This is a genomic window from Hymenobacter cyanobacteriorum (assembly GCF_022631375.1).
In the GTDB taxonomy this organism is placed as follows: domain Bacteria; phylum Bacteroidota; class Bacteroidia; order Cytophagales; family Hymenobacteraceae; genus Hymenobacter; species Hymenobacter cyanobacteriorum.
In genome coordinates, this window is record NZ_JALBGC010000004.1 from 591,329 (window position 1) to 610,658 (window position 19,330).

Here is a 19,330-nt window from a genome sequence, read left to right on the forward strand (position 1 = left end):
GTTGATATTGATTGGCCGGGTCGGCGAACGTTTGTAAAGACGCATAGTGACGTCTCGGCGTTGGGCGGCGCTATTCAACAGTCCTGCCACAATTCGTTCAACGACGAGACGCAATGATGCGTCTCTACAACACCCGGCGCGAAACTCAGCCGATTGCCAGTGCCGCGCGGGTATTCTGCGCATCTAACGCCAATTGGGCCGTTAACGCGTCCAGGCCGTCGTATTTTTCTTCAGCCCGCAGCCAGGCCACAAACTCCAGCGTCAGCAGCTGCTCGTATAAGTCGCCGCTGAAATCCAGCAAATTCACCTCAATGGTCTGCGCCAAATCGTTTCCAATCGTGGGCCGTACGCCGATGCTGAGCATGCCCGCATGCCGCGTTCCCGCCGCCGTGGTGCACCACACGGCATAAATACCGCGGGCCGGTACCAGTTTCAAGGGCTCCTCCACGCGCAGGTTGGCGGTGGGGTAGCCTATCGTGCGGCCCAGTTTCTGGCCGTGCTCCACGCGCCCGGTGAGGGGGTAGTAGTAGCCCAGGTAGCGGTTGGCGGTGGCCACATCGCCCTGCCGCAGCGCCTGCCGGATGCGCGTGCTGCTCACGCCCACAGCATCCACGTCTTCGCGCGGAATCTCCTCCACAGTCAGGCCGTAGCGGTCGGCGTGCTGGCGGAGGTAGTCGAAGCCGCCCTCGCGGTTTTTGCCAAAGCGGTGGTCGTAGCCAATCACCAACTGCTTCGCGCCCACGGTGCGCAGCAGCAGGTTCTGGATGTATTCTTCCGAAGTCCACTGCGCAAATTCCTTGGTGAAAGGCACGATGAGCAGGTAGTCGACACCCAGCGCCGCCAGCCGCTCAATCCGTTCTTCCAGCGTGTTCAGCAGTTGCAGCTCCAAGAGCTCGGGGTGGGAGGGCGGCGGCCCCAGCACCAGGCGCGGGTGCGGCCAGTAGGTGATAACGACCGTGGGCGCGCCGCTGGCCTGCGCCACCTCGCGCAGCCGCGCCAGAATGCGCTGGTGCCCCACGTGCACGCCATCAAACGTGCCGCTGGTGACGACAGCATTGCCAAGAAACAGAAACTGAGCCGGGTCGCGGATGACGTGCATAAGGCGCCGGGGAAGCGGGATAAGAGGAAGCGGAACGAGCCGCGAAGGTAGCTATTTGCTGTAGGGTGCGGGGCTTGCCCCCGCCCGTCGTTAAACGTCCAGCGTGAACGGTTGAACAACGGGCGGGGGCAAGCCCCGCACCCTACTCCGGTTTCGCTTCGGGCGTTTCTCCAGCTGCTTGCTGGTGCTGGGCGGCCAGGGCATCGGCTTGCAGCGCGGCGAAGTATTGCAGGCCCACGCGGTTGGGGGCGGTGCTGGGCCGCTCGTGGCGCGGACGTGCGGGGCCATCGCCGGCCGGGCGGGGCGGGCGCAGGGCCTCAATGGCTTCGAGCGAAAACGCGTCCTCTACCCGGTACTCGCCGATGCGCGTGCGCACCAGCCGCGTGAGGTGCGCGCCGCACCCGAGGGCCACGCCCAGGTCGCGCGCCAGGCTGCGGATGTAGGTGCCCTTCGAGCACACCACCCGGAAATCAACTTCCGGCAGTGCGATGCGCGTGATTTCGAAGGTTTTGATTTCGACGGTTTTGGCTTTGATTTCGGCTTCCTGGCCGGTGCGGGCCAACTCGTAGGCGCGCTTGCCGTCCACTTTCACGGCCGAGAAAATCGGGGGCGTTTGCTGGATGAGGCCGGTGAACTGCACCGTGGCGGCTCGAATCTGCTCGTCGGTAAGGTGGGCGTAGGGGCGCACGAGGTCCACGGCAGTTTCGAGGTCGAAGCTGGGCGTGGTTTCGCCCAGGCGGAAGGTGCCGGCGTACTCCTTTTCCTGGGCCTGAATCTGGTCGATTTCCTTGGTTTTGCGGCCGGTGCAGAGAATCAGCAGGCCGGTAGCCAAGGGGTCAAGGGTGCCGGCGTGGCCGATTTTCTTAATGCGCAGGGCGTTTTTCACCTTGCGCACCACGTCGAACGAGGTCCACGTCAGGGGCTTGTCGAGCAGCAGCACTTCGCCCGTTTCAAAATCGTAGTCGGCCAGGGTCTTCGTCATCAGATTTATACGATGGTGAGGGGAAGTTTCAACGCCAGCATCAGCAGCAAGATACCGCCCGCAATGATGCGGTAGATGCCAAAGGCCCGAAAGCCGTACTTCGCCACGAAGCCTACAAACAGCCGGATGGCCAGCAGCGCCACCACAAACGCCACCACGTTGCCTAGCACCAGCATCTTGATTTCAGCCCCCGAAAACAGGTGCGCCACGTCAATACCGGCCGCCTTGGCTTCCTTGTAATAGTCGTAGATGTCCTTCACCGCTGCCGCCGCCATGGTGGGCATGGCCAGGAAAAAGGCAAACTCGGCCGCCGTCTGTCGCGTCAGCTTCTGGGTGAGGCCGCCCACGATAGTGGCCGCCGAGCGGCTGGTGCCCGGCACCACCGCCAGGCATTGGAACAACCCGATTATCAGCGCTTCCTTGAAACTCGGATTAGTGACCGGGTGGCCGCCTTCCTTGGGGTCTTCCTGCGGAAACCAGCGGTCGACGAACAGCAGCACTACGCCGCCTACCACCAGCATCACGGCTACGGTCGTCACCGATTCGAGCAGCGCATCGATGTGCTTCTTGAACAGCAGGCCCACCAGCACAATGGGCAGAAAAGCCACCAGCAGCTTCAGGTAGAAGTCGATGTTCTGAAAAAAGCGCTTCCAGTACACCACCAGCACCGACAGGATGGCCCCCAGCTGAATCAGCACCAGATAGAGCTTGAAAAACGGCGTGGGCGGAATACCCAGCAGCGCCGAGGCAATAATCATGTGCCCGGTGCTGGAAACAGGCAAAAACTCCGTAATGCCCTCCACGATGGCGAGGAGCAGCGCGTGCCAGTAAGTCATTAGTTGAGAAAAGGGTATTCAAAAAACCAGCCTGCGGTCTCGTTCTGCAAGTTACCGCAGAGGTGCGCGGAGATTAACCGCAGAGATACGCAGAGCGCTAAAGGCGCTTGTAGGTGGGCGCAGTGGCCGGAGCGGGCGCAACCGGCGCGCTGGCCGCAGCTACGGTGTCGGCCGTAAGGCCGGGCGTGGCAACCGGCGCCGCGGGCGTTACCACCAGCGACTTATCGCGCACCATGATGGCGGCAAACTCGACCGCGAAGCCGGCCAGCAGCAGCAGCGGCCCCAGCGTGATGCCAACAAAGTCCTCGCCGTAGTTGGCCTTATCGCCAAACATCATGGTGATGAAGCCGGCGGCCAGCAGGGCGAGGCCGGCCCACATCAGGCGGTAGTTGCGGGGGCCGAAGGCGAAGCGGAAGGTGGTGGGTTGCATAGTTAGTTGTCCGTTGCTCGTTGTCAGTTGTTAGGTTATTCCGATGCTATCCATTCAGGCTAACAACTGACAACCAGCAACGGACAACTAAAAATTAATACAGGTCGTCGAGCGACATTTGAAGGTATTTGTGCACGGCGCGGGCCGAGCTGAAAAAGCCGATAACCACGCCCAGCACCACCACGCCCAGCAGCAGCAGGCCCAGGCGCAGGTCGTCGCGCAGCAGGCGCAGCGGTTCTACTTCGAGGTAGGCGTATTGCAGCAAAGCAATGAGGATGAGCGCCGCCAACACGCCGCTGGCCAGGCCCTGCCAGGTAGCGCGCCGCAAAAACGGCTGCTGAATAAAGAGGCGCGTCGCGCCCACCAGTTGCATCGACCGGATAAGAAAGCGTTGCGAGAACAGCGCCAGCTTAATCGTGTTGTTAATTAGAATGACCACCACCAGCACCAGCACCGCCGCGAAACCCAGCAGCACGAGGCTCACCCGCGTCAGGTTGTTGTTGATGCTGGCGAACAAATCCTGCGGGTACTGCACCTCAAATACCCCGCGCTGCGTGCTGATGCTGCGGTTGAGCTGGCGCAGGTGCATCGTATCGGTGAATTCAGGCTTGATTTTCAGCACGTAGGCATCGCGCAGCGGGTTGTCGCCGAGGAACTGGCGAAAGTCCTCGCCGGTGCTTTGCAGCAGCTGGCGGGCACCCTCTTCCTTGCTCACGAAGCGAATCTGAGGTTTGCCGTTGCGCTCGGCCACGAAAGCCTGCTGGCCCAAATCCTGCTGCAGGCGTAGCAGCTCGGTCTCGGGCAGGTCGCGGTCGAGGTACACCTGCACTTCCAGGTTTTCGCGCACCACCTCGCTCAGTTTCTGGGCGTGCACCAGCAGCAGGCCGAACAAGCCGATGACCACCAGGGCCAGCGTGATGCTGAACACCACGAGCAGCGTGGGGTAGGAGCCGAGCTTTTTCTTGCGGGTATGCGGGGTGGAGGGGGCAGCCATATTCGGGCAAAGGTACTTCGGGCGATGATGTTTCTAAGCAAAAAGAACGTCATGCTGAGCGCAGCCGAAGCATCTCTACCGCAGGAGTAACTAATTGCGTTGTGCGGTAGAGATGCTTCGGCTGCGCTCAGCATGACGTTCCACTGTGTTTGTAATGCCGCCGCATCACAGCGTCGTCCGCGGGTCGTCTTCCACGTTCAGCACCTCCTTGTTCTCACGGGCCTTCTGCGTATTACGCTCCTTGCGCTTCGGAATCAGGCGCGTGAACAGCTCCCCGAACGTGTTGAACTGCTCGGTGTAGAGCAGTGAGAAACCGGCGCGGGGCTGGTTGATGGTTTCCAAATCTCGCGGCGTGGTTTCGTAGCGCAGCTTCGCCCGGAACTTGCCATCGGCGCGCAGGTAGTATTCCAGGCTCAGGTCGCCGAGCAGGGACGCCTGGCCGGCGGTGTTGGCGGTGGTGGGCGTGGTGCCGGTAGTGGTGCCCTGGCTCACCAGGTTGGGGTTGTTGGTGAAGCCCCCCTCACGGGTCACGCGCAGGCGGCCGTTCAGAAAAGAGTAGCTGAGGCGCACCTGCAGCGCCTGCAACTGCTGCGCCGTGAGGCCGTTGATATTAAAATCGATTTCCAGGTTCTGGTCAATCTGCGAAGTGAGCAGACCCAACTGTGTGCTTAGAATCTGCCCTAGGCTGTTCGACACCGTATTATCCTGCCCCTTAATGGAAATGGTGCTGCCCAGCGACGACCCACGCGGCGACAGCTGCTTGAACACCAGTAGGCTGAATACCTGCCGGTTCAGCTCCTGCTCGTCGTTGCGCAGCGAGGCGGTGAAGGCAGCCAAATCGCCCTGCAAAGTGCCGGGCGCATCGTTGAATTCGAGGTTAAGCTTGATGGCGGGCAGCAGCAGCGGTCCGGTCAGGTTCATCACGGCCGTGACGGGCACCACGGCCACGCTGCCCGAGGCCCCGCTTTCGAGCACCGGGGCCAGCGACGTGCGCTGCGTGTAAGTGGCCGTGATGTTCATTTCGCCGGCCAGCGGGTCGCCGTTCCAGGAGATGATGCCGCCCGGACGCACCACGAACTCCTTGTTTACCAGGCCCTGCAGGGTAAAGTTATAAGCCCCGCGCACAATCTCCACCTGCCCGTACATGTTGAACTCGCCGCGCGTATCGATGGCCAGGCGCAGCTGCCCGGCCGCCGAGCCCCGAATCACGTCGCCGGTGCTCTCGTCGAGCAGAATCTCGACGTAGGCCTCGGGCGTGATGGTCAGGTTCATGTTCAGCTTGATGCCCGACAGGTCCACTTTGTTGTTGACCGCCACCACAGCTTTTTTGGTGCGGGCGGTGTCCAGCAACGGGTTGTTGTTCACGAACTTGATGTAGCTGGCTTTCTCGGCCTTGGCGGCGTTGTCGAGCGGCAGGCTCACGCGGGTGCCGGCCTCGCTGCTGGCCCGCACCGTAATGTCGAGGTCGTCGGTCGGGCCCGTCACGCGGGCCGTGCCGGTGGCGTAGGCCGTGCCGAAATACAGCTCGTTGTCCTTGCGGGTGGTGTTGAGGACCTGCATCTTGCGGAAGTTCGCCGCAATATCTAAGCTCATGTTTTGGAAGCCCTGGTGGCGCACAATGCCATCGACGGTGCCGGTATTGCCCAGCACGTCGCGCAGCTTCACATTGCGGAATTCTATCGAATTGTTAGTGAAGCTGATGCGGTCGGCAAACGTGTACGTCGTGCCCAGGTACACGAAGGTGAGGCGGCCGTTGCTCACGTCCACCGCCCCGAGCAAATTTGGCGAGGCAAACATGCCCGTAAGGCGCAGTTCGCCGCGCCCCGTGCCGCTGATGTTTTTAAACAGTGAGCCCAGAAATGGCTGCGCCAGCACAATGGGCGCATCATTGAGCGTGCCGGTGAGGTTGAACTGGTTGGTTTTGCTGCCCGGCGCAATGTCGCCCAGCACCGTGAGCACTGACTGCCCGTTACGGGCCACGTCGAGGTTGGTGCGCAGCTTGCCGGCGGCGTTGTCCCAGTCGGCGCGGCCCGCCACCTGGCCAATCAGCGTGTTGTCGTATTTCAGCGAGTCCACGCCCAGCGTGCTGGCAATGGTGAGCGGGCCGTAGATGCCACTTACCGTGCCCTGCGCGTTCAGGCGGCCAGCCAGGTTCTGGCCGGTTAGGGTTTTCAGGTTAGCTAGCTCAAAATCCTTGATTTGCAACTGCAAAGGTGGCTTGGCCGCATCGGGCGAGATGAAGCCCTGCGCGCTCACAAACTGCTCGCCGTTGCTGAACGTTAAGTTCTTGATGTCGAACTCCTTGCCGAAATTGGAAATCGTGACCGAGTTGTTGTCGGCAATGGTCCAGTCCTTATCCAGCAAGTGCACGTCCGATTTCCGGAAAATTACCTCCACCGCCCGCGGCAAAAAGCCCAGCGCCCCGTTGATGGTGGCGCGGTTGGTGGTGCCCGTCTGGGCCAGCGAGGTCGAGAAGTTGATGTGCTGCTGGTCCCACACGCCTTCCACAATGAACTTCTCGGTGCGGCCCAGCCCCGGCAGCACCTGCCGGTCGCTCGTGATGCTGGCCTGGGCCAGAATATCGGGCTGGTAGGGCAGCTTGGAAGTCAGGAAGTCGAAATCGTCGTTCACCGTCCGCACTGGCCCGTAGCGCAGGCTGTCCAAGTGCCCGCCGAGCTGGAAAATGCTGGTGGTTCCGCTCCGGAACGAGCCGTCGATGCGGCTGCCGTTGGCCACCTCCAGGTCGGGCACAAACAGCTGCAGCACCGGGTTGGGCTTTTTCAGATTGAGCAGTAAGTCAACCTGATACACCGGCAGCGTGCGCTGCTGCTTGCGGCGGTAGTAGGCGGCCGTGGCGGCGGCGTTGCTCTCGAAATTGAGGCGGTATTCGGTGATGAGCGTTTCCACGTCGCGCACCACGTCGGAGGTGTTGAAGGTGCCGGCCACGCTGGCATTCACCGCCTCCGAGCGGATGGTTACCCGGCGCTGGTTCAGGCGGTTGCGGGTGCTCACCACATCCAGCGTATCGAGCTTGAGCACGCGGCCATCGAGCCCGAAGCGCGAGTGGCGCAGGTAGGCGTAGCCGATGAGCGAGTCGAGCTGCACGCCCTTGAACTTCACGTTGGCCGTGGTGCTCACCGTCAGCGGCTGGCTCAGCAGGCCCAGCGTGCGCAGGTTGGCGTAGTCAATTTTGGTTTGCACGTCCATGTTCTCGTGCTTGCGCTCGAGGTCGATGTGGCCATCGGCCACCAGCCGCACGGCCGGGTCGTTGATGCTGGCGTGCCCGTTGAAATGCTGCGGCCGGAAGTCGCCATCGAACGTGATGTTGCGGTAGCGGTAGCCGTTCAGCCAGATGGCAGGCACCGTGAGCTTGGCCTTGCCCGTGGCAAACGCCGGCAGAAAGCCCGTGCCGGCCACCCGCCCGTTCAGCGTCACGTCCCGAATGATGCTTTCATCGCCCAGAAATTTGCCCAGTTGGAAGGAATTGCTGCGCACCGTGCCCTCGTAAGCGGCGTGCGTGAGGTCGGTTTTGGTCTTGAGGTTGACGTCCGTCGCCACGAAGCCCAGGGCGGTATCGAACGAGGCGTTGGCCACGAAGTCGCTGTAGAAACCCAGCAGCTGGCCCTGCACTTTCACGTGGCCCAGCGGCTGCACCATCTTGTTGGCGGCGGCCGGCAGCCACTTTTTCAGGTCGCGGGCTTCCACCACCGAGGGCAGCAGGCGAAAATCGAAAAAGCTCTCCTTGTAGTTGGGCAGGCCGTCGGCATAAACGCGCTTGGCCACGATGTGCGTGCCGGAGCCGTAGCGCAAATCGAGGTTGTTCACTTTGAAGTTGCGCACATAGCCCGAGGCATCGCCCGACAGCGCCACCGACTCGTGCAACTCGCTGAGCTGCGGCGCGAAGCTGGCAATGTCCTCCGAATACACCTTCGAATTTCGCAGCCGCGCAATGGTCTTCATCGAGTCATTGTAGTCGACGAAATTGGTGAATACCCGGAATTCAAACCGCACGTAGTCTTTGATTTGACTGCGCCCGACGCGCAGATTCAAATTCTTGAATTCCCAGAAATGCGGCCCGTACGTCATGTCAGCCGTGATTTCGCGCAGCCGCGTTTTCGAAGGCGTTTCCACGGCGTGCAGCTGGCTGATGCGCAGCGCCAGCGTGTCGCCGAGGTGGATGTTCGACACGTCGGCGTAGATGCTGTCGGCCACCAGATGGTCGTAGTCGATGCTCTTGCCGTAGGTTTTCGACCGCGGCACATCGTCTTTCTGGATGGCAAAGTAGCCGTTGCGCAGCGCCACCTTCGCCACCTGAAAATCGAATGGGGCCGACTTGGTCGTATCCATCGAAGGCCCGATGAGCCGCTTCACGGCCCGCATAAACTGGCTGAAGGTGGTGGTATCGGGCTGGCCGGGCAGGTTGCGCAGCACAAAGCGCGGCTCGTTCAGCGTGAGCGTGCCCACGTGCAGGTGGCGCGGGTCGAACACCGAAAACAACGAAATGTCCGCATCGGCCCGCCCGATGCTGAACAGCTCGCCGCCGCGCCGGTCCTGCACCCGCACGCCCTGCAGCAGCACGCTGGAAAAGGGCCGAATATCCACGCTGCCAATCGTGACGGGCTGGCCCAGCTTTTTGGTGAGCACGTCGGCGGCCTCGTGCGCGATGCGGGTTTGCACGCTGGGCACCCGCAGCGCCAGCAGCGTCCCCACCACGGCCAGCACCAGCAGCAGCCCGAGGCCCAGCAGTACTTTCAGCAAAACGGCAAGGAAACGACGCACCGGGGCAGGAGTGGGGGAAAACGAAAAAGGCGGAGAATCCGCAAAGTTGCGGCTTTTTAGCGGGTTAGGCCAAACGCCTATGTTGAGCTAACAACTGGAACGGCCGGGGCCCGAACCAGGTTCGGGAACTACGGCCGAACTTTGCGCCCCCGCAAGGGTTGGGCCAAACGGTGGCAGCTTGTGCTGTCTGCCCGTCATGCAACACCGCTTGCTTTCCCACTTCGTCTGTCATCCTGAGCGCAGCGAAGGACCTTATCCCGTAAGAACAAGCCGTTCAAGCATAATAAGGTCCTTCGCTGCACTCAGGATGACAGACGAAGAAAGATGCTGTGCTGCGCGCTGCATGACCGCATTTTTTCTGTTTTCTCTGTTCTAAACCCCATGCCCGCTCATCCCATCATTCTCGCCCTCGAATCATCCTGCGACGACACCGGCGCGGCCGTGCTGGCCGGCGGCGAGCTGCTGAGCAACGTGGTGGCTACCCAGAAAGTGCACGAGCAGTACGGCGGCGTGGTGCCCGAGCTGGCCTCGCGCGCCCACCAGCAACACCTGCTGCCCGTCGTCACGGCCGCGCTCAAGCAGGCCGGCATCACCAAGGCCGACCTCGATGCCGTGGCCGTGACCCAGGGCCCCGGCCTACTGGGCTCCTTATTGGTAGGCGGCATGTTTGCCAAAACACTGGCGCTGGCGCTCGATAAGCCGCTGTTGGCCGTGAACCACATGCGCGCCCACATCCTAGCCCACTTCATCCGCGACCCCAAGCCGCAATTCCCGTTCCTGTGCCTGACGGTAAGCGGCGGCCACACGCAGCTGGTGGTGGTGAAGTCGGCGCTGGAAATGGACGTCATCGGCCAAACCATCGACGATGCCGCCGGCGAGGCGTTCGACAAAACGGCCAAGCTGCTCGGCTTGCCGTACCCCGGCGGCCCGCACCTCGACAAGCTGGCCCGGCAGGGTGACCCGCTGCGCTTCGCCTTCCCGGTAGGCGCCATGCCCGGCTACGACTTCTCCTTCAGCGGCCTGAAAACGGCGGTGCTCTACTTCCTGAAAAAGCAAACCGCCGCCAACCCCGATTTTGTGCAGGAAAACCTGACCGACCTCTGCGCCGGCATTCAGCACACCATCGTGGCCACGCTGCTGCGCCAGCTGCGCCGCGCCGCCACCGATACCGGCCTCACGCAGGTGGCGCTGGCCGGCGGCGTGGCCGCCAACTCGGGCCTGCGCACTGCATTAGAGGCCGAGGCCGAAGTCCAGGGCTGGCAGGTGTTCATCCCGGAGTTTCAGTTTTGCACCGACAATGCCGCCATGGTGGCCATGACGGCGCACTTCCAGTACGAGGCCGGCGACTTTGCCGACCAGCTCACCAGCCCCAACCCGCGCCTGAAGCTGACGTAGGAACTTAGTAAAGGCCGTCATGCTGAGCGTAGCCGAAGCATCTCTACCGCAGTAGTAATTCGTTTACTGCTGCACGCGAGATGCTTCGACTGCGCTCAGCATGACGTTCTGTTAAAACATCCCGTGCTCGAACGAGCCTACCTTTGCCGACCTATCCGCCGCCGTTAGCCTAGCAACTGACCACGAATAACCGACCACTAGCCCAATGGCCAAAGAAGCTAAACCCGTCATCATCAACATCAAAAACCGCCGCGCGGGCCACGAATACACGTTCCTGGCTAAGTACGATGCGGGCGTGATGCTGCAAGGGACCGAAATAAAAAGCATCCGCGAGGGCAACGTGAACCTGACCGACGGCTACTGCACCTTCGACCAGCGCGGCGACCTCTGGATTCACAGCATTCGCATCGCGCCCTATTCCTTAGGCACTTACAACAACCACGACGCCATGCGCGCCCGCAAGCTGCTGCTAAATAAGCGCGAGCTGAAGCAGCTGGCCGGCAAAAGCGTTGACCAGGGCCTGACCATCATCCCGCTGCGCTTGTTCGTGACCGACCGCGGCTTTGCCAAAATCGAAATTGCCCTCGCCCAGGGCAAAAAGCTCTACGACAAGCGCAACGACCTCAAAGAAAAAGCCCAGAAGCGCGACATGGAGCGGATGTAAAATAGCAAATGAGTAAATGAGTAAAGGCGCTGCTGCCGTTCTTTGCATTTACTCATTTACTCATTTACCAACTTACCACTTGAATCCCGGCATCTGCGCGCTCAGCGCCGTCCCCGTTCGCGCCGAGCCCAACGACCGGGCCGAGCTTGTTACCCAGCTGCTCTTCGGCGAATGCTACCAGGTGCTGGCCACGCAGGGCAGCTGGTTCCAGATTAAGCTGGCCGCCGATGACTACGTGGGCTGGATGGATTTCAAGCAGCACACGCCCGTCTCGCCCGAGTACTACGCCGCCTGGAACGCCCAGGACCACCCCCGCGCCCTCGACGTGGTGCAGGCCGTGAGCGATGCCACCACCAAAATTCCGCTCACGCTGGGCTGCCGCCTGCCGTTTTTCGACGGCATGAACGTGCGCATGGGCGACAAGTCGTACTTCTACAACGGCACCGCTACCAACCCGACGGCCGCTACGGAAGTAGCGCGCCAAGTGGCCCTGCTGCGCAAAATCGGCCTCATGTACCTGAAAGCGCCCTACGTGTGGGGCGGCAAAAGCATTTTTGGCCTCGACTGCTCGGGCTTGTGCCAGCAGTTGTACGGTTTAATTGGCATTCAACTGCCGCGCGATGCCCGCCAGCAGGTCGACCATGGCCGGCCGGTGCATTTCGTGACGCAGGCCAAGCCCGGCGACCTCGCCTTTTTCGACAACGCCGAAGGTCGCATCGTGCACGTAGGCATGGTGCTGGACGAGGGCCAGATTCTGCACGCCCACGGCGAAGTGCGCCTCGACCCGCTCGACCACAACGGTATCTTCAACCGCGACCGCCAGAAGTATTCGCATCAGCTGCGCCTGATAAAGCGCCTGCTGCCGGAGTAGGAGCGGGGGTAGACTAACAGAGAAGAACGTCATGCAGAGCGCAGCGAAGCATATCGCCCGCCACCACTAATCCAATCAACAGGTTTACTGGTGGCGGGCGAGATGCTTCGCTGCGCTCTGCATGACATTGCTTAAGTTCAGCCGCTACCGCGCTGAACTTAACCCTTACCTGCTTGTTTATCTGGTCGGAAACCGCTAGCTTTCGGCGGGTTATCCGAACCCAAAAGCGTGTATGGACCAAAAAGTGTTAGTGCTGAATGGCGACTATACCGCCATCACCCTGTGCAGCGTGCAGAAGGCGTTTGTGCTCCTGTTTCTGGATAAAGCCGAGATGGTGGCGAAGTCGGAGCACGGCACACTGCGCACGATTTCGCAGGCTTACCCCAAGCCGAGCATCATCCGCTTGCAGCGCTACGTGCGCGTGCCCTACAAAGGCATTGCCCTGAGCCGCCACAACATCTTCAAGCGCGACCATTTCGAGTGCCAGTACTGCGGCTCGACCAAAAACCTGACGCTCGACCACGTGCTGCCCCGCTCGCGCGGCGGCGAATCTTCGTGGACGAACCTGCTCACGGCCTGTGCCCGCTGCAACCACGCCAAAGGCCACCACACGCCCAATGAGGCGGGTCTGACCATCCGGCAGCAGCCCAAAAAGCCTACGCTGGCCGGCTTCCTGCGCCTGTCGGCGGGCACGATTGACCAGAACTGGCACGCCTATTTGAATTAAGTTTTGGCCTAAGCCAACTAAGTTCAGGCCGATGGCGTTGGGGGAGGGTACCTTTACGGCTCACCATCCCCCCAACCCCTTGCCTATGGCCCTTCCCCGCTTTGCTGCTACCCGCTCGTTTCACACCGAGCTCAAAACTCGAATCAATCAATACTTCGAAGAATCGGGGCAGCGAATGACGGGCGATTTCAGCCTCCTTTTCAAGGCCGTATTACTGGTCGGCGTGATGGTTGGCCTGTACGTGCATCTGGTGTTCTTCACGCCGCCCGCCCTGTGGGCGCTGCTCGAATGCGCGCTGTTGGGCTGCGTAATTGCGGCCATCGGCTTCAATGTGATGCACGACGGGGCACACGGCAGCTTCTCACGCTTTCCGTGGGTGAACAAGCTGGCCGCTTACACGCTGGGCGTGCTCGGCGGTAGCCCCTACATGTGGAATTCCAAGCACAACCTCATCCACCACACCTACACCAACATCGAGGGCCACGACGACGACATCAACATCCAGCCCTGGATGCGCATGACGCCCGACCAGCCCAAGCACGCCCTGCACCGCTACCAGCACTTCTATTTCTGGGCGCTGTACTGCATGCTCTACATCTCCTGGATTTTCGCGATGGACTACCAGAAGTACTTCTCGCGCCAGATTGGAGCCATCGGCCTTAAGCCGATGAACACCGGCGAGCACGTGAGCTTCTGGGGTTTCAAGGCCCTGAATCTGGTGCTGTACGTGGCCCTGCCCATCTACTTTGTGGGTTTCTGGCCCTGGTTTGCAGGCTTTATGCTGAGCACGGCCGTAGCCGGCCTAGTGCTGAGCATGGTGTTCCAGCTGGCCCATACCGTGGAAGATGCTGCATTCCCGGTGCCTCACGCCGTCACGAGCAAGCTCGAAGACGAGTGGGCCATCCACCAGGTGCGCACTACCGCCAACTTCGCTACCGATAACAAAGTGGTGAGCTGGCTGGTAGGCGGCCTCAACTTCCAGATTGAACACCACCTGTTTCCGAAAATCTCGCACGTGCACTACCCGGCCATCAGCAAAATCGTGCAGCAGGTTTGCGCCGAGTTTGACGTTACTTACAACAACTACAAGCACACTCGCACGGCCATGCTGTCGCACGTGATGTATCTGCGCCAGATGGGTCGCGCCGCGTAGAGATGCATAATTGCGTCTCGTCGTTGAACGAGAACGTAGGAACGGCGCTAACGACAAGACGCAATTATGCGTCTCTACTCCGTTCGCCAAACAAAAAGCCCCAACTACGTCGGGGCTTTTTGTTTGGTGCGGGAACCGACCAATTACTTACCGCCTGCGAAGGCCAGCAAGTCCTTGGTTAGTTCGTCTTTGTCGGTGAAGAAGAGGCCGTGAGGCGCGCCTTCGTACACTTTCAGCTCAGCGCCGGCCACCATTTTGGCGGTGCGCTCGCCGCTCACCGGGAAGGGTACGGTCTGGTCCTTGTCGCCGTGGATGACGAGGGTGGGGACGGTGATTTTCTTTAGGTCGTCGCGGAAATCGGTGCCCGAGAACGAGGTCACGCAGTCGTCGGTGGCGTTGGGGGCGGCCAGCGTGGTTACGGTTTGGTTCCAGTTCAGCACGGCCTGGCTTACGGGGTGGCTGATGAGGCTCTGGCCGTAGAAGTCCTTGGCAAAGCCTTCGAGGAAAGCGAAACGGTCCTTCTTGATGCCTTCGTGCATCTGGTCGAACACCTTTTGCGGTACGCCGTCGGGGTTGTCGGTGGTTTGGAGCATATAGGGCGTCACAGCGCTGACGAAGGCCACGCGGGCCACACGCTGCTGGCCGTAGTTGCCGATGTAGCGGGCAATTTCGCCGCCGCCCATCGAGAAGCCCACCAGCGTCACACCGGTCAGGTCAAGCTCAGTAAGCAGGGCGTTGAGGTCCGAGGCCAGCGTGTCGTAGTCGTAGCCGCCCCAGGGGCGCGACGAGCGACCGAATCCGCGGCGGTCGTAAGCAATAACTCGGTAGCCGGCCTGGGCCAGCGCCACGGCCTGATGCTCCCACATGGTATGGTCGAGGGGCCAGCCGTGGATGAGCACGACCGGCGCACCCTGGCCCCAGTCTTCGTAGAAAATATTAACCGGATGCCCGGCCTTGTCGTTGCCTGCCTTGATATGCGCCATGAGATGGAAGAGTAGTTGAGGTGAAAGAGTATTCACTTCCCTCTTACCCCCGGCCGGCGGGCAGGGTTGCGCAATGCCAAGGTTTTGCTGCCCGGTGCTAAGCCAGTGCCGCCGAGGTTTCGGGCTCCTTGCGCTCGCCAATTTGCTGGCGCCACATGGCGTAGTACAGGCCTTTCTGCGCCAGCAGCTCGGCGTGGCCGCCTTGCTCGGCAATGTGGCCGCGCTCCAATACGAAGATGCGGTCGGCATGCAGAATGGTGCTGAGGCGGTGGGCAATGAGGATGGTCATGTGCTGGCGCGAGCCGGAAAGCTCGCGCACCGTCTTGCCGATTTCCTCTTCCGTGAGCGAATCCAGAGCCGAGGTGGCTTCATCAAACACCATGAGCGTGGGCTTGCGCAGCAGGGCGCGGGCAATGCTGAGGCGCTGCTTTTCGCCGCCCGAAACCTTCACGCCGCCTTCGCCAATGACGGTATCGAGGCCGAGAGGGGCGCGGGCCAGCAGCGTATCGGCCGCTGCCTGGTGCAGGGCGTGCAGGCATTCCTCGTCGGTGGCGTTGGGGGCCACGAAGCGCAGGTTTTCGCGGATGGTGCCGGCGAACAGTTGGGTGTCCTGCGTCACGAAGCCGATTTGCTCGCGCAGCTCATCCAGGTCTATTTCCGAGCCGGGGATGCCGTTGTAGCGAATCTCGCCGGAGAGGGGCGGGTAGAGGCCCACCAGTAGCTTCACGAGCGTGGTTTTGCCCGAGCCCGAGGGGCCAACGAAGGCAATGGTTTCGCCGAGCTTCACCCCGAAGGAGATGTTGGACAGTGCCTTGCCCTTGGCCGTGAGGTGCTGGAAGCTGACGTGGTCGAAAGCCAGGTTTTCGATGTGCGCTACCGACTTGGGGTGCGCCGGCTTCACGTCCTTGGGCGTGTCGAGAATCGTCTGAAAGTTGCCCAGCGAAATCTCGGTTTCGCGGTACACGCCGATGATGTTGCCCAATTCCTGCAGCGGCCCGAAGATGGAGAACGAGTAGATGAAGAAGGAGAAAAACTGCCCCAGGCTAATGTGGTGCTGCACCAGCAGATACAGCAGCAGCAGCACAATAATGTTGCGAAGCAAATTTACAAACGTGCCCTGCACGAAGCTGAGCGAGCGCAGGTAGCGCACCTTACGCAATTCCAGCTTGAGGATTTTGCTGGTGGTAGCGTTCAGACGCTCGGTTTCCTGCTGGGCTAGGCCCAGGCTTTTGATGAGCTCAATATTGCGCAAGCTCTCGGTGGTGGAGCCGGCCAAGGCCGTGGTTTCGGCCACGATGGTCTTCTGAATAACCTTGATGCGCTTGCTTAAAAAGAAGCTTAAAATACCGAGCAGCGGAATGGTGAGGAAGTAGCCCACTGCAATGGGCCAATACACCGTAATGGCGTACCACATCACGAAAATGATGCCTACCAATGCCGTAAACAACACGTTCACAAAGCTCTGGATGAGCTTTTCAACGTCAATACGCACCTTTTGAAGCTTGCCCAGCGTCTCGCCCGAGCGTTGGTCTTCGAACACTTGGTAGGGCAGTTCCAGCGAGTGGCGCAGGCCGTCGGCATACATCTTCGCCCCCAGCTGCTGGGTAATGACGTTAACGTAATAGTCTTGGAAGTTTTTGGCGATGCGCGACACCATTGCCGCGCCTAGCATTTTCAGTATAAATGGTAGCGCCATCCAGAAAAAAGGCCAGAATGGCACCTCGCGTACACTAGCAGCCAAGGTAGCTAGGCTGGCATCCTTGGGTGCAAAGTGGTCGATAAGCTGACGGAAAAAATACGGGTCGAGCAGCGAGAACACCTGGTTGATGGCGGCCAGCCCGAGGGCCAGCACCAGCAGCGGCCAGTAGTTGCGCAGGTAGCTATACAGAATTTTCATGAAAGGGAATACACAAGTAGCCCGGCCGGGCCGGCCAGAAGGCAAGCAACCCGGCCGGGCGGCAATGGTTTGGGAGGAGGCCCGGCTGGCAGCCGGGAGGTAGGCTGTCATTCCGACGCAGGAGGAATCTGGGTTATGCCGTTGAAGCTATTATCCCAGATTCCTCCTGCATCGGAATGACAGCCTACACGGCGCGGGCTTCGGTGCGGCTGCGCAGCACCAGCACCACTACCAGCAGCAGCAGGCACACAATGGCCGGCACGCCCTTGGCCAGGCCACCGGGGATTTTAGCAGCGTGCATATACACCGCGCCAATCATGATGATGATGAGGCCCATGGCAGCCAGGCGCACCGTGCGCGGCACCAGCAGGCCGATACCGCCCAGCACTTCGGCCCCGCCGATGAGGCCGGCAAACCAGCCGGGCATGCCCATGCTTTCGAACATTTTGGTGGTGCCGGCCAGGTCCATCAGCTTATGGCCGCCGGAAAAGATGAACATGGCGGCCAGCAGGGCCTGCAAAATCCAGGCGATGATGTTGCGTACGGAAGGGCTCATAAGGAATCAGGAAAAGGGTGAAAATGAGTTCAGGCCCCCAAAGTAGCGAATAGCTGCGCAGGTAACTGCCTGCGGCAGACGGTTGGCGAGCCCGAATACTTTACGGGTTGCCAGCCGGGGCCCCGGCATCCGGGCTGCCACGGAGGAAAAATACCGGCTGACGCGGATTGCTCGGCCTGAGCCGCGGGCGCTTTGCGGCGGCAGCTAGGGCGGTGATGTAGCCGGCGGCTGCCGGGGCCGGGTATCGTGGTGGAGAGCCGGTTCCTGCTTTATCGGCTTCTGCCTGCTTCGGGACGGAGCGGGCGGGAGCCGGCTTGGCGGGTATTGGTTAAAAGCGTGTTAGGATTTAGGACAGGTGAAATGTCAGTATTTATCTCTGATAGAACCCGTACTTGTTCAGGTTAAAATTCGATTAAATATTACGAAATTTGTGTCGGAAATAATTATTTTTATACAGTCGTTCGCCTGATAATTCCTGCCTCTGTTACCACCCAGTTTGCTGCTCGTCAGCCCACCCTACGATATGACAACAGTTTTCCACGAGTTATTGCCTGATAGCTACCTCATTATCCTCGCTCCCGGCTCGGATGAGCATTCCGAAGCAGCCCTGGCCCACCGGCTGCGCTGCGCCGAGCGCAGCGGCAAGCCCGAAGTATGGGTTGATTGCAGCATGCTCGAGGAGTTGTCGAACGAAGCAGCCCGCCTATTGTGGGATTCTCACTACCAGTTGCAGGAGCAGTTTGCGCGCCTGGTGCTGGTGCACGTGGCCGAGCCGGTGAAAAAGGTGCTGCTGGCGCAGCACCTGGGCCCCACGCCGCGCATTGTGCCCACGCTGCTCGATGCCGCCCGGCAGGCCCCGGCTACGCTGCGGGCCGAGGCGCGGGCGCGGCTGCTGGTACACCACTAACTTTCAGATGTATATCAGCACAGTCGTACCGGGTTATTCGCTCGCCGCTTAGTTCTCGGAACTGCTGCCGTTGAGCAGGAACTCGCGCAGGCGGTTGACGTGCCTGGTGACTTCTTCCAGCCGCTCGGTTTGCTGCGCCGAGTACGGGGTTTCGCCGCGCGCGGCCATGCTGCCGAGCAGGTTTTTGCGCTCCTCCATCATGCGCAGGGCCACCCAGAGCGTTTCTTCCAGCGTTTGCTGCGAGTTGAGGAGCAGGGCATCGGCGGTGAAGGCGTGGCCGGTGTGGCAGCGGAAGCGCAGCACCTTGCCTTCGTTCAGCTCCCAGAGGTTGCCGCCGCAGTCGGGGCAGGTGAGGGGCACCAGGTGGCCCAGCCGGTTGGCTTCTTCGATGGTGCCCAGGCTCACGACGCGTTCGGCGATGGCAGCTTCCTGCTTCAGGTCGGCGGGGATTTCGGGAGCACGGCCGAGGGGCGTGCCGATGATTTCGTCCAGCAGGCGGCCCATCTGGGCCAGCGGGGCCACGTAGTCGATGGCCACGTTTTGCAGGGCACTTTGGGGCATGCCCGGGAATTCGGCATCGGCGGGGTCCTGCACAATGGCAATGCCGCCGCAGCGCTTAATGAATTCGAGCCCGGCGGTGCCGTCGTGCAGCATGCCGGTGAGCACCACGCCCACCGTGCGCGCCCCGAAGGCCACGGCCGCCGACCGGAACAGCGCATCGACCGAGGGGCGGTAGTGGTTTTCGCGCGGGCCTTTGGTGACGAGCAGGTGGGCCACCGAGCCGTCTTTGGCCAGCAGGTGGCGGTCGGGCGGGGCCAAATACAGGGTGCCGGCCTCGATGAGTTCGCCATCGGCGGGCAGGCGGCAGGGCAGGGCGGTGTGGCCGGCCAGGCGGTCGACGAGGTGCTGGCCGTCGGAGTCGGGGGCGAAGTGCTGCACCACCAGTACGGCGGCGGGCAGCGTGGCCGGCAGTTGGGCCACGAACTGGACCAGGGCAGGCATGCCGCCGGCCGAAGTGCCCACGACAATCAGATGAGAAGGAGCGGGCATGGGAAAT

General features: G+C 61.2%; 16 protein-coding genes. 6 read left to right on the top strand and 10 right to left on the bottom strand.

Annotated elements, in window-relative coordinates; translation table 11 throughout:
- Positions 1–145 precede the first annotated feature (145 nt).
- The 6 genes from MON38_RS16770 to MON38_RS22910 form a co-directional block, all read right to left on the bottom strand.
- On the bottom strand, positions 146–1,099 hold the full coding sequence (locus MON38_RS16770; RefSeq protein ID WP_241937300.1) for a bifunctional riboflavin kinase/FAD synthetase: 954 nt from the start codon (positions 1,097–1,099) through the stop codon (positions 146–148).
- Between the two features lie 142 nt (positions 1,100–1,241).
- On the bottom strand, positions 1,242–2,081 hold the full coding sequence (gene truB / locus MON38_RS16775) for a tRNA pseudouridine(55) synthase TruB (protein WP_241937301.1): 840 nt from the start codon (positions 2,079–2,081) through the stop codon (positions 1,242–1,244).
- 5 nt (positions 2,082–2,086) lie between these two features.
- The gene (locus MON38_RS16780; protein WP_241937302.1) at positions 2,087–2,917 is read right to left on the bottom strand and encodes an undecaprenyl-diphosphate phosphatase; all 831 of its coding nucleotides are present in this window, start codon (positions 2,915–2,917) and stop codon (positions 2,087–2,089) included.
- Between the two features lie 97 nt (positions 2,918–3,014).
- The gene (locus MON38_RS16785; RefSeq protein ID WP_241937303.1) at positions 3,015–3,347 is read right to left on the bottom strand and encodes a DUF3098 domain-containing protein; all 333 of its coding nucleotides are present in this window, start codon (positions 3,345–3,347) and stop codon (positions 3,015–3,017) included.
- 94 nt (positions 3,348–3,441) lie between these two features.
- Complete coding sequence (locus MON38_RS16790; protein ID WP_241937304.1) at positions 3,442–4,341, bottom strand: cell division protein FtsX; 900 nt, start codon at positions 4,339–4,341, stop codon at positions 3,442–3,444.
- Between the two features lie 165 nt (positions 4,342–4,506).
- Entirely contained in the window at positions 4,507–9,120 is a 4,614-nt protein-coding gene (locus tag MON38_RS22910; protein ID WP_241937305.1) for a translocation/assembly module TamB domain-containing protein, read from the bottom strand.
- A gap of 381 nt (positions 9,121–9,501) precedes the next feature.
- Here MON38_RS22910 and tsaD point away from each other — a divergent pair, with 381 nt between their 5' ends.
- From tsaD to MON38_RS16820, 5 genes are all read left to right on the top strand, one after another.
- Positions 9,502–10,515: a tRNA (adenosine(37)-N6)-threonylcarbamoyltransferase complex transferase subunit TsaD gene (tsaD, locus tag MON38_RS16800; RefSeq protein ID WP_241937306.1), complete on the top strand. Its 1,014-nt coding sequence runs from the start codon at positions 9,502–9,504 to the stop codon at positions 10,513–10,515.
- 205 nt (positions 10,516–10,720) lie between these two features.
- A complete protein-coding gene (gene smpB / locus MON38_RS16805) occupies positions 10,721–11,179 on the top strand; it encodes an SsrA-binding protein SmpB (RefSeq protein WP_241937307.1) in 459 nt (152 codons plus the stop codon).
- Positions 11,180–11,258: 79 nt separating this feature from the next.
- Positions 11,259–12,050 (top strand): C40 family peptidase, encoded by a 792-nt coding sequence (locus tag MON38_RS16810; protein ID WP_241937308.1) that lies wholly within the window; start codon positions 11,259–11,261, stop codon positions 12,048–12,050.
- Between the two features lie 232 nt (positions 12,051–12,282).
- Complete coding sequence (locus MON38_RS16815) at positions 12,283–12,777, top strand: HNH endonuclease (protein ID WP_241937309.1); 495 nt, start codon at positions 12,283–12,285, stop codon at positions 12,775–12,777.
- 85 nt (positions 12,778–12,862) lie between these two features.
- Entirely contained in the window at positions 12,863–13,930 is a 1,068-nt protein-coding gene (locus MON38_RS16820) for a fatty acid desaturase family protein (protein ID WP_241937310.1), read from the top strand.
- Between the two features lie 143 nt (positions 13,931–14,073).
- Here MON38_RS16820 and MON38_RS16825 read toward each other — a convergent pair whose 3' ends face one another.
- From MON38_RS16825 to MON38_RS16835, 3 genes are all read right to left on the bottom strand, one after another.
- Positions 14,074–14,913, bottom strand: a complete 840-nt coding sequence (locus tag MON38_RS16825; RefSeq protein WP_241937311.1) for an alpha/beta fold hydrolase — start codon at positions 14,911–14,913, stop codon at positions 14,074–14,076.
- 97 nt (positions 14,914–15,010) lie between these two features.
- Positions 15,011–16,810 (bottom strand): ABC transporter ATP-binding protein, encoded by a 1,800-nt coding sequence (locus tag MON38_RS16830; protein ID WP_241937312.1) that lies wholly within the window; start codon positions 16,808–16,810, stop codon positions 15,011–15,013.
- A 184-nt stretch (positions 16,811–16,994) separates the two neighbouring features.
- Positions 16,995–17,366, bottom strand: a complete 372-nt coding sequence (locus MON38_RS16835) for a DoxX family protein (protein ID WP_241937313.1) — start codon at positions 17,364–17,366, stop codon at positions 16,995–16,997.
- A gap of 523 nt (positions 17,367–17,889) precedes the next feature.
- On the opposite strand from MON38_RS16835, the gene MON38_RS16840 reads away from it, so the two are divergent.
- Positions 17,890–18,273 (top strand): STAS domain-containing protein, encoded by a 384-nt coding sequence (locus MON38_RS16840; protein WP_241937314.1) that lies wholly within the window; start codon positions 17,890–17,892, stop codon positions 18,271–18,273.
- Between the two features lie 48 nt (positions 18,274–18,321).
- Here MON38_RS16840 and MON38_RS16845 read toward each other — a convergent pair whose 3' ends face one another.
- Positions 18,322–19,323: a chemotaxis protein CheB gene (locus tag MON38_RS16845; protein WP_241937315.1), complete on the bottom strand. Its 1,002-nt coding sequence runs from the start codon at positions 19,321–19,323 to the stop codon at positions 18,322–18,324.
- Positions 19,324–19,330 lie beyond the last annotated feature (7 nt).

Bases quoted from the DNA above. Each gene is read 5' to 3' on its own strand.
- MON38_RS16770 (WP_241937300.1), bottom strand. From the start codon at position 1,099: ATGCACGTCATCCGCGACCCGGCTCAGTTTCTGTTTCTTGGCAATGCT.
- truB (WP_241937301.1), bottom strand. From the start codon at position 2,081: ATGACGAAGACCCTGGCCGACTACGATTTTGAAACGGGCGAAGTGCTG.
- MON38_RS16780 (WP_241937302.1), bottom strand. From the start codon at position 2,917: ATGACTTACTGGCACGCGCTGCTCCTCGCCATCGTGGAGGGCATTACG.
- MON38_RS16785 (WP_241937303.1), bottom strand. From the start codon at position 3,347: ATGCAACCCACCACCTTCCGCTTCGCCTTCGGCCCCCGCAACTACCGC.
- MON38_RS16790 (WP_241937304.1), bottom strand. From the start codon at position 4,341: ATGGCTGCCCCCTCCACCCCGCATACCCGCAAGAAAAAGCTCGGCTCC.
- tsaD (WP_241937306.1), top strand. From the start codon at position 9,502: ATGCCCGCTCATCCCATCATTCTCGCCCTCGAATCATCCTGCGACGAC.
- smpB (WP_241937307.1), top strand. From the start codon at position 10,721: ATGGCCAAAGAAGCTAAACCCGTCATCATCAACATCAAAAACCGCCGC.
- MON38_RS16815 (WP_241937309.1), top strand. From the start codon at position 12,283: ATGGACCAAAAAGTGTTAGTGCTGAATGGCGACTATACCGCCATCACC.
- MON38_RS16820 (WP_241937310.1), top strand. From the start codon at position 12,863: ATGGCCCTTCCCCGCTTTGCTGCTACCCGCTCGTTTCACACCGAGCTC.
- MON38_RS16825 (WP_241937311.1), bottom strand. From the start codon at position 14,913: ATGGCGCATATCAAGGCAGGCAACGACAAGGCCGGGCATCCGGTTAAT.
- MON38_RS16830 (WP_241937312.1), bottom strand. From the start codon at position 16,810: ATGAAAATTCTGTATAGCTACCTGCGCAACTACTGGCCGCTGCTGGTG.
- MON38_RS16835 (WP_241937313.1), bottom strand. From the start codon at position 17,366: ATGAGCCCTTCCGTACGCAACATCATCGCCTGGATTTTGCAGGCCCTG.
- MON38_RS16840 (WP_241937314.1), top strand. From the start codon at position 17,890: ATGACAACAGTTTTCCACGAGTTATTGCCTGATAGCTACCTCATTATC.
- MON38_RS16845 (WP_241937315.1), bottom strand. From the start codon at position 19,323: ATGCCCGCTCCTTCTCATCTGATTGTCGTGGGCACTTCGGCCGGCGGC.